Origin of the sequence: Bacillus sp. EU63 (assembly GCF_038592915.1) — a bacterium.
GTDB lineage: Bacteria > Bacillota > Bacilli > Bacillales > Bacillaceae > Bacillus > Bacillus velezensis.
This window is the reverse complement of record NZ_CP151944.1, coordinates 1-10,000: the sequence shown is the minus strand read 5'-3', so window position 1 is coordinate 10,000 and position 10,000 is coordinate 1. Positions and strand designations below refer to the sequence as shown.

Sequence of the window (10,000 nt, the reverse complement as noted above, 5' to 3'; positions counted from 1 at the left end):
CCAGTTTCCAATGACCCTCCCCGGTTGAGCCGGGGGCTTTCACATCAGACTTAAGAAACCGCCTGCGAGCCCTTTACGCCCAATAATTCCGGACAACGCTTGCCACCTACGTATTACCGCGGCTGCTGGCACGTAGTTAGCCGTGGCTTTCTGGTTAGGTACCGTCAAGGTGCCGCCCTATTTGAACGGCACTTGTTCTTCCCTAACAACAGAGCTTTACGATCCGAAAACCTTCATCACTCACGCGGCGTTGCTCCGTCAGACTTTCGTCCATTGCGGAAGATTCCCTACTGCTGCCTCCCGTAGGAGTCTGGGCCGTGTCTCAGTCCCAGTGTGGCCGATCACCCTCTCAGGTCGGCTACGCATCGTCGCCTTGGTGAGCCGTTACCTCACCAACTAGCTAATGCGCCGCGGGTCCATCTGTAAGTGGTAGCCGAAGCCACCTTTTATGTCTGAACCATGCGGTTCAAACAACCATCCGGTATTAGCCCCGGTTTCCCGGAGTTATCCCAGTCTTACAGGCAGGTTACCCACGTGTTACTCACCCGTCCGCCGCTAACATCAGGGAGCAAGCTCCCATCTGTCCGCTCGACTTGCATGTATTAGGCACGCCGCCAGCGTTCGTCCTGAGCCAGGATCAAACTCTCCGATAAAGTAGTTTGACTGACTACGCACATCGCTGTGCGATTTATTTAAAACTTTGAATTAACAGGTACGTTTTGTCTTGTTTAGTTTTCAAAGAACTTTGTTGCTTCTCTCGAAGCGACCTTTTAATCATAACATTTTCAGTTTGCTAGGTCAATACTTTTTTTAAAAATATTTTCGCTAGGCTTGCCTTTCTATTAAAAAGACAACAAAAAGAATTATATCAGTATCATCGCTATGTGTCAAAGCTTTTTTCATTTCTTTATATAATAAAAGCGCAGCCTGTTACAGCTGCGCTTTTACTTTATACTTCTTCCGTTTCTTCCGGCTCTTCTTCATTCTTTTCCACAAGCGCCACAGTGGCTACATGCTCTTGATCAGACATGCGGATCAGACGGACGCCTTGTGTTACGCGTCCCGTAGTGGAAATATCATTAATATCCATTCTGATTAACACGCCGCTTGCCGTAATAATCATTAAGTCCTCTTCGCCTTTTGTTGCTTTCACGGTTACTAACGGACCGTTGCTGTCAGTGATTTTACATGTTTTAAGGCCTTTCCCGCCCCGGCTTTGAACTCTGTATTCTGAAGCAGGTGTGCGTTTGCCGTAGCCGTTTTCTGTCACTATGAGGACGTGGGAGTCTTCTTCAAGAATCTCCATGCCTACAACGACATCATCGTCTGTCAGCGTGATGCCTTTAACACCCGCAGCTGTGCGTCCCATTTGTCTTACATCTTCTTCAGGGAAACGGATCAGCAAACCGTTCTTTGTTCCGATGATGATTTGTTTCTTGCCGTCAGTCAGGCGGACGGCCATCAGTTCATCGTCTTCCCGGAGACCCAGGGCGATCAGCCCGTTATTCCGTATATTCGCAAACTGGGACAGTGCCGTACGTTTCGACACCCCTTGTTTGGTCGTAAAGAAGAGGTATTGCTCCTCATCAAAAGTGCTGACCGGAATAATGGCATTAATCCATTCGCCTTTTTCAACCTCCAGAAGGTTAATAATCGGAATGCCTTTTGCCGTACGGCCGTATTCAGGGATTTCATATCCTTTAGAACGGTATACTTTCCCTTTATTAGAGAAGAACAGGATCGTATCGTGCGTTGATGTGGAAATTAAGTGTTCCACAAAGTCATCTTCATTCGTTCCCATTCCCTGTACGCCTTTTCCGCCCCGTTTTTGGCTGCGGTATGTGGACGCCGGGAGACGTTTAACATAGCCGTTATGGGTCAGTGTGATGACGATGTTTTCTCTCTCGATAAGATCTTCATCTTCAATTGTTTCAAGACCGGACGTCACGATTTCAGTGCGTCTCTCATCATTGAAACGCTCTTTGATTTCATTGAGCTCTTCACGGATGATTTCAAGAACTCTTTCTTCATTGGCTAAAATATCTTTCAGCTCGGCGATAAGCGCAACAAGTGATTGATATTCCTCTTCAATCTTTTCGCGCTCCAGACCGGTTAATCGCTGAAGGCGCATATCCAGAATGGCTTGCGCTTGTTTTTCAGTCAGTGAGAATTGTTCGATCAAACCCGTTCTCGCAATTTCAGCCGTCTGGGAACTGCGGATAAGAGAAATAACGGCATCTAAATGATCGAGAGCAATTCTTAAACCTTCCAGAATGTGAGCTCTCGCTTCCGCTTTGCGGAGTTCGTAAGCCGTTCTGCGCCGGATCACAACCTTTTGGTGATCAAGATAATGCTCCAGACATTGTTTCAGGCTCAGCACCTTCGGCTGTCCGTCAACGAGCGCCAGCAGGTTGATTCCGAAAGACGTCTGCAGGGCCGTTTGCTTGTACAGGTTATTCAAAATGACGTGAGCATTGGCGTCACGGCGGATCTCAATGACGATTCTCATTCCGTTACGGTCGGATTCGTCTCGCAGGTCGGTAATTCCTTCGATTTTTTTGTCTCGGACAAGATCTGCGATTTTTTCAATTAATCTCGCTTTGTTCACCTGATAAGGAAGTTCCGTAACAATAATTCTTTCTTTTCCTGATGATGTCTCTTCGATTTCAGCCTTAGCCCGGATTGTGATTGATCCCCGTCCGGATTCATATGCCTTGCGGATGCCGCTCCGGCCCAAAATCTGACCAGCAGTCGGAAAATCCGGGCCCGGAATGTATTCCATCAGCTCCTGGTTTGTAATCTCAGGATTCTCACTTACGGCAAGCACGCCTTCAATGACTTCCCCAAGCTGATGCGGAGGAATATTTGTCGCCATTCCGACCGCAATACCGGCAGCTCCGTTTACGAGCAGATTCGGAAATCTCGAAGGCATGACGACAGGTTCTCTTTCTGCGCCGTCATAGTTATCTTGATAATCAATCGTATCTTTCGTAATGTCACGCAGAATTTCCATTGCGATTTTTGACATTCTCGCTTCTGTGTAACGCATCGCGGCCGCTGAGTCGCCGTCAACCGAACCGAAGTTGCCGTGTCCGTCAACAAGCATGTAGCGGTAGTTAAAATCCTGCGCCATTCTGACCATTGATTCGTAAACCGCTGAGTCACCGTGCGGGTGGTACTTACCGATAACTTCACCGACGATACGGGCAGATTTTTTATATGGTTTGTCACTGGTCATGCCTAAATCATTCATTGCGTACAAAATCCGCCTGTGAACCGGCTTCAGACCGTCACGCACATCCGGAAGCGCCCGGGATACGATAACGCTCATTGCATAGTCCAGAAAGGATGTCCGCATTTCCTGACTGATATTGACTTCACGTACTTGTGGTGTGTTTTGTTCACTCATTAAAAAAACCTCCCTGAAGTATCACATGAAATAATGTGGGAGTAGATTGTCCATTATGATCTTCAATACGATTTCACTATTCTCCATTATATCAATAAACTTGTGTTTATACACATTAATTTAGTAGAATATACGGGTTTTGCGGGTTTTCAGAGGCTTTAGAAGCCGCTTTGAGAAAAAAGCCTTATTTCTTAACGAAAATAAGGCTTTCTTGGTTAAATATCAAGATTTTTCACGTATCTGGCGTTTGCTTCTATGAAGTTTCTCCGCGGTTCTACTTTGTCACCCATCAGCATTTCAAAAGTCTCGTCAGCGTCCATTGCATCTTCAAGATTGACTTGCAGAAGCGTTCTGGTCGCAGGGTCCATTGTCGTTTCCCAAAGCTGAGTCGCGTTCATTTCTCCAAGACCTTTATAACGCTGGAGGCCGGGCTTAGGCGATTGCGGAAGCTCTTTTAACAGCTCATCAAGCTGCTTATCGTTATAAGCGTATTCCACCCGTTTTCCCTGCTGCACTTTATAAAGCGGCGGCTGGGCAATGTAGACATAGCCGTTTTCGATGATTTCCCGCATGTATCTGTAGAAGAACGTTAATAAAAGCGTTCTGATGTGGGCGCCGTCAACATCGGCATCCGTCATGATGACCACTTTATGATAACGCGCTTTTTCAAGATTAAAATCTTCGCCGATTCCTGTTCCGAGGGCCGTGATCATTGATCTGACCTCATTGTTTGAGAGAATCTTATCAAGTCTGGCTTTCTCAACGTTCAGAATCTTACCGCGCAGCGGCAGAATGGCTTGGAAATGGCGGTCCCGTCCCTGTTTCGCTGATCCGCCCGCAGAGTCACCCTCTACGATATACAGCTCGGAAATGCTCGGATCTTTAGAAGAACAGTCCGCCAGTTTGCCCGGCAGATTGGAAATCTCAAGCGCACTTTTGCGGCGGGTCAATTCCCGCGCTTTTTTCGCTGCCATCCGCGCTCTTGCGGCCATTAAACCTTTTTCAACGATTTTGCGGGCTGAGTCCGGATTTTCAAGAAGGAATGTTTCCAGCGCAGAAGAAAACAGCGTATCAGTGATCGTTCTCGCTTCAGAGTTGCCGAGCTTGGTTTTCGTCTGCCCTTCGAATTGCGGATCAGGGTGCTTAATTGAAATAATGGCAGTCAGCCCTTCTCTCACATCATCCCCGCTTAAATTCGGATCATTTTCTTTGAAAATCCCTTTTCTTCTCGCATAGTCGTTTATGACACGGGTCAGACCAGTTTTAAATCCGGCCTCGTGCGTCCCGCCTTCGTATGTGTTGATATTATTTGTGAAAGAATAAATATTGCTTGTATAGCTGTCGTTGTATTGCAATGCAACTTCAACCGTTATGCCGTCTTTCTCGCCTTCGATATAAATCGGCTCTTCATGAACGACTTCTTTGGAACGGTTTAAGTACTCAACATAGCTTTTGATTCCGCCTTCGTAGTGGTACTCGTTTTTCCGTTCTTGTCCTTCACGTTTGTCTTCAATCGTGATGTTTACGCCTTTTGTCAGGAAGGCCAATTCCCGGACACGGTTTGAAAGCAGATCATAGTCGTATACAGTTGTTTCTTTGAAGATTTCCGGATCCGGAACGAAGTGCGTAATCGTTCCGGTCTTATCAGTATCACCGATCACTTCAAGATCGGCCACAGGCACACCGCGCTCGTACGCCTGATAGTGGATTTTTCCGTCACGATGAACCGTAACGTCAAGAGTGGTCGACAAGGCGTTTACGACGGACGCCCCTACACCGTGAAGACCGCCGGATACTTTATATCCGCTTCCGTCAAATTTACCGCCGGCGTGGAGAACGGTCATGATGACTTCAACCGCAGGGCGGCCCATCTTCTCCTGGATACCGACCGGAATTCCGCGCCCGTTGTCCTTAACGGTAATGCTGTTATCTTTTTCAATCTCGATATTAATATCTGTACAATAACCGGCCAGGGCCTCGTCAATACTGTTGTCGACGATTTCCCACACCAAGTGGTGAAGGCCTTTGCTGTTAGTTGATCCGATGTACATCCCCGGTCTCTTTCGAACAGCTTCCAAACCTTCTAATACCTGTATCTGATTCTCATCATAACTATTTTGCTGCTGTTCCATAGCCATGCACATTCACCTACACTTTTCTTAAACGATATATTCATTGTAAAGATCCGCTAAGAATCTATTTCTAACATAAATTGCGCACGTTTCTTCAGTGTGCCGGAAGATAAGGGAGAGTAATATATATTCTCAGTCGTGACTACGATAGACTTTGGCGTGCCGTTTACGGACGGCACTACTTTTTCTTTCTGTCTGTCCAGAAATTCTTCAACAATCGGCGATACATTGACCTTGCAGTCAAAAATGCCGACGATATCGCGTGTTGAAACGACAAAGTCGTCACCTAAATGAATATACAATCGCTCACCTCATTTCTTCACTTCACTAACGTACCGTTTTCCACACGGAACATTCCTGCTTGATGTAAGGTATCGTGGTCAATGCCATCCACGCTTGTCGTGGTGACAAATGTCTGCACACGGCCTTGGATCGTATGAAGCAAATGGGACTGTCGGTAATCATCCAGCTCGCTTAGTACATCATCCAAAAGTAAAATGGGGTATTCTCCGATTTCTTCATGAATCAAATCTATTTCGGCCAGCTTCAAAGACAAAGCCGTCGTACGCTGCTGTCCCTGCGAACCGTACGTCTGCACATCGCGTCCGTTCACATAAAAAAGGACATCATCCCGATGCGGTCCGAATAATGTGACGCCTCGTTCTATTTCTTTTTCTTTTAATTTCGAAAAAGACTCCTGGTAGCTGTTACCTATTTTCGACAAATTTTTGGGATCTGATACATCAAGCGCCGTGTGATACTTAAGCGTCAGTTCTTCAAGTCCCCGGGAAATGCCGGAATGGATCGGCTGCGCCCATTTTTCAAGCTGCGCCGTAAACTGCAGACGTTTGGCGACAACTTTTGCGGCTGCTTCAATCAGCTGATCAGTGAGAACGTCAAGCATGGTCCGGTCAGTCTGTTTCCGGCTTTGCAGCTGTTTCAGAAAATGATTCCGCTGTGAAAGGATTTTTTGATAAAGAGATAAATCATACAGATAAACGGCAGAAACCTGCCCGATCTCCATATCGAGAAATCTCCTCCTCACCTGAGGGCTTCCTTTGACGAGATTTAAATCCTCAGGGGCAAACATAATGGTGTTCAGCGCTCCGACATACTGACTGAGTTTTTGCTGCTCTATATGATTGACCTTGCCCTTTTTACCTTTTTTGGAGATGACAAGCTGCATCGGGATGTCCCCGTTGCGCTTCATCACTCTTCCTTCTATTTTAGCATAGTCTTCGTCCCACCGTATAAGTTCTTTGTCATTTGAGGTGCGGTGTGATTTTGCCATCGAAAGGACATAGATGGCTTCCATCAGATTGGTTTTGCCTTGGGCATTTTCCCCGATGATCACATTCACCTTGTTTTCGAATTGAAGCTCAGCGCGCTCATAATTACGGTAGGATGTTAATTCTAAATTTTGGATATACAACCGCTGTCACCCGCTTTAATTGACGACTTGAAATGAACCAAATCCTTCAATCGCGACCACGTCTCCAACGTAAAGCTTTCTGCCGCGGCGATTGTCAGGTTCATTGTTGACAGTCACCTCATGCTCGCTCAGAAACCATTTCGCCATGCCGCCGGACTGAATTACATCGGCTAATTTTAAAAACTGGCCAAGCGTAATCATTTCTGTATCAATCGAAATCGGATTTGCCATAATATCGACCTCTTTCAAATATCACTAATATCTAATTGTACTAAAAAATCCTGAAATAAGGAAAGGGAAAACTTGAGGGAGCGGCTGATGAATAGAAAAGCTGCCGAACTAAGCCGGCAGCACATTCTGTTTGATTAATACGTTCTGACCGGAAGGATGAGCTGAACGATGGTTTCATCATTCGGCGTACGGATAAGAAACGGTCTCATCGCTCCCGTAAAGCTGATACGGATGTCCGCTCCTTCAAGTACTTTCAGTGCGTCCATCATATATTTTGGACTGAATGAAATATTTAATTCCTCGCCGTCAATCTGGTCAGCCAGCACAGCTTCGACCACTTTTCCGATTTCCGGAGAATTTGATGAAATTTCAAGCGAATCCGCCGGTTTGGCAGAAAGCTTTACAACGTTGTTGCGGCCTTCTCTCGCCAATAAAGAAGCACGGTCTATCGCCTGTAAAAATTCCTTCGTGTTCACGACGATTTCCGTTTTGCTTTCCTGCGGAATTAAGCTGGTCGTGTCCGGATAGTTTCCGTCAAGCAATCTTGAGAAGAACAATACGTTTTTCGCTTTGAACAGCACTTGGGTTTCTGTAATCACGATATCAACCAGTTCTTGGTTGTCATCAAGAATTTTGCTCAGCTCGGTTAAGCTTTTCCCGGGAATGACCACGTTATAAGAGCTGTCTTCCGGAATATCAAGCTTCGCCTTTCTTAAAGCGAGTCGGTGGCTATCCGTGGCAGTGCATAATAATTCACCGTTTTCGACTTTCCAGTTTACACCTGTCAAGATAGGGCGTGTTTCTGAGGCGGACACAGCGAACACGGTTTGGCGGATCAGGTTTTTCAAAAGATCCGTCGGAATCTGAATGGCGTGATGCTCTTCGATTTGCGGTAGATGCGGATATTCATCTGCATCAAGGCCGTTTAAATTAAATTCGGCTTTTCCGGAACGGATAATCGTTAAATATTGATTTTGAACTTCGATTTCAACAGTCGCCATCGGCAGTTTTTTAACGATTTCGCTGAAGAAACGCGCTTGCAGCACGATACTTCCCGGCTGATCGATCGTCACGATTTCTTTATCATCATCTTCTTTCGGAATGAATGACTCAATTGAAATATCAGAGTCACTTCCTGTGAAAGATACTCCTTCATCTGAGGCGACGATCTTAATACCGGTGAGAATGGGAATTGTGGTTCTGGATGAAACGGCTTTTAGAACGTCTTGTACACTTTCGACTAACCGATCTTTTTGAATCGTAAATTTCATGTTTATCCTCCTAACGGATAATATAATTAATATATTTTAAAAATAGCAGTAGTAATAGTAGGGCCTGTGGATTTGTGGATAAGTTGTGAAAAAGACAGGAAACACAGCCTATCCACATGTGGACAGACTGTGCATGGCTATGAAAAAGTTATTCACACTTTCCCCGATTCATCCGAGGGCACTATTATTTAAGCAGTTCTTTTATTTCTTTCACCTGCTGCTGAAGCTGCTCGTCATCAATCAGCAGTTTTGAAATCTTTTCGTGGGCGTGAATGACGGTTGTATGGTCTCTCCCGCCAAATTCTTCCCCGATTTTAGGCAAAGAAGAATCCGTCATTTCTCTTGAAAGATACATCGCAATTTGTCTTGGGAAAGCCACTGATTTCGTACGCTTTTTCGCTTTGAAATCTTCAAGCTTAATGTTGAACTGCTGTCCGACAATCCGCTGAATCTCTTTTATCGTAATGACCTTCGGCTTAGAAGACGGAATAATATCTTTCAATGCTTCTGCTGCCAGGTCTGCGTTAATGTCTTTATTGATTAAGGATGAATAGGCGACAACCCGGATTAATGCCCCTTCCAGTTCGCGGATGTTGCTGTCAATCTGATTCGCGATGTAAAGCATGACCTCGTTCGGAATATCAAGGCCCTCCGCCTTCGCTTTCTTTCTCAGAATGGCAATCCGCGTTTCCAGATCCGGCGGTGTGATATCTGTAATCAATCCCCATTCGAACCGCGAACGCAGGCGGTCTTCAAGGGTCGGGATCTCTTTCGGCGGTCTGTCACTGGAAATCACGATTTGTTTGCTTTCTTCATGAAGCGTGTTGAATGTATGGAAAAACTCTTCCTGTGTTTGTTCTTTTCCGGCTAAAAATTGAATATCATCTATCAAAAGTACATCAACGTTCCGGTAGCGGTTGCGGAAATCAACGGCTTTATTATCGCGGATTGAGTTGATGAATTCATTTGTGAATTTTTCAGAAGACAGGTACACCACTTTGGCTGAAGGATTATGATCAATGACATAATGGCCGATCGCGTGCATTAAGTGGGTTTTTCCTAAGCCGACTCCCCCGTATATAAATAAAGGGTTGTACGCTTTAGCGGGTGCTTCCGCCACAGCCAGTGATGCTGCATGGGCGAATCGGTTTCCCGATCCGATGACGAATGTGTCGAATGTATATTTCGGGTTGAGCATGCTTTGGGGAAAATCAGACGGTTCCTCTTTTGCCGCTTTTTTCACTTGCGGTTTCGGTAAAAAGTCTTCTTCGTCCTGATTTTGAGGAATGACAAATTTGACGCTCAATTCTTCCCCGGTTAATTCGTATATGGTATCTGCAATGAGATGTAAGTACCTGGACTCCAGCCAGTCTCGGGCAAATTCATTGGGAGCGGTGATGGTTAAGGTATCCCCTTGCAGCGAATGGGCTTTCGTCGACTTCATCCAAGTTTCGAAACTCGGTTTGCTTAGCTTTTTCTCAATTTGAGCTAGAGCTTGATTCCAAAGATCCAATATATTCTCCAT

At 45.7% G+C, this 10,000-nt stretch carries 7 protein-coding genes and 1 rRNA gene (1 of these 8 cut by a window edge); all 8 read right to left on the bottom strand.

Translation table 11 applies throughout. The features are described 5' to 3' along the window. A 16S ribosomal RNA gene (locus NYE38_RS00040) occupies nucleotides 1-653 on the bottom strand (it extends 897 nt beyond the left edge of the window). A gap of 296 nt (nucleotides 654-949) precedes the next feature. After that, nucleotides 950-3,409, bottom strand: coding sequence for a DNA gyrase subunit A (gyrA, locus tag NYE38_RS00035; RefSeq protein WP_025650119.1), 2,460 nt, complete (start codon nucleotides 3,407-3,409; stop codon nucleotides 950-952). 215 nt (nucleotides 3,410-3,624) lie between these two features. Further along, entirely contained in the window at nucleotides 3,625-5,541 is a 1,917-nt protein-coding gene (gene gyrB / locus NYE38_RS00030; RefSeq protein WP_014720600.1) for a DNA topoisomerase (ATP-hydrolyzing) subunit B, read from the bottom strand. A gap of 56 nt (nucleotides 5,542-5,597) precedes the next feature. Next, nucleotides 5,598-5,843 carry an extracellular matrix/biofilm biosynthesis regulator RemA family protein gene (locus tag NYE38_RS00025; protein WP_004392908.1) on the bottom strand — a complete coding sequence of 82 codons (246 nt, stop codon included), beginning with the start codon at nucleotides 5,841-5,843 and terminating at the stop codon, nucleotides 5,598-5,600. A 17-nt stretch (nucleotides 5,844-5,860) separates the two neighbouring features. Further along, nucleotides 5,861-6,973, bottom strand: a complete 1,113-nt coding sequence (gene recF / locus NYE38_RS00020) for a DNA replication/repair protein RecF (protein WP_053285270.1) — start codon at nucleotides 6,971-6,973, stop codon at nucleotides 5,861-5,863. Between the two features lie 15 nt (nucleotides 6,974-6,988). Further along, the gene (gene rlbA, locus NYE38_RS00015; protein WP_004392910.1) at nucleotides 6,989-7,204 is read right to left on the bottom strand and encodes a ribosome maturation protein RlbA; all 216 of its coding nucleotides are present in this window, start codon (nucleotides 7,202-7,204) and stop codon (nucleotides 6,989-6,991) included. A gap of 134 nt (nucleotides 7,205-7,338) precedes the next feature. Continuing rightward, a complete protein-coding gene (gene dnaN, locus NYE38_RS00010; protein ID WP_007409909.1) occupies nucleotides 7,339-8,475 on the bottom strand; it encodes a DNA polymerase III subunit beta in 1,137 nt (378 codons plus the stop codon). 184 nt (nucleotides 8,476-8,659) lie between these two features. Beyond that, on the bottom strand, nucleotides 8,660-10,000 hold the full coding sequence (gene dnaA, locus NYE38_RS00005; protein ID WP_004392913.1) for a chromosomal replication initiator protein DnaA: 1,341 nt from the start codon (nucleotides 9,998-10,000) through the stop codon (nucleotides 8,660-8,662).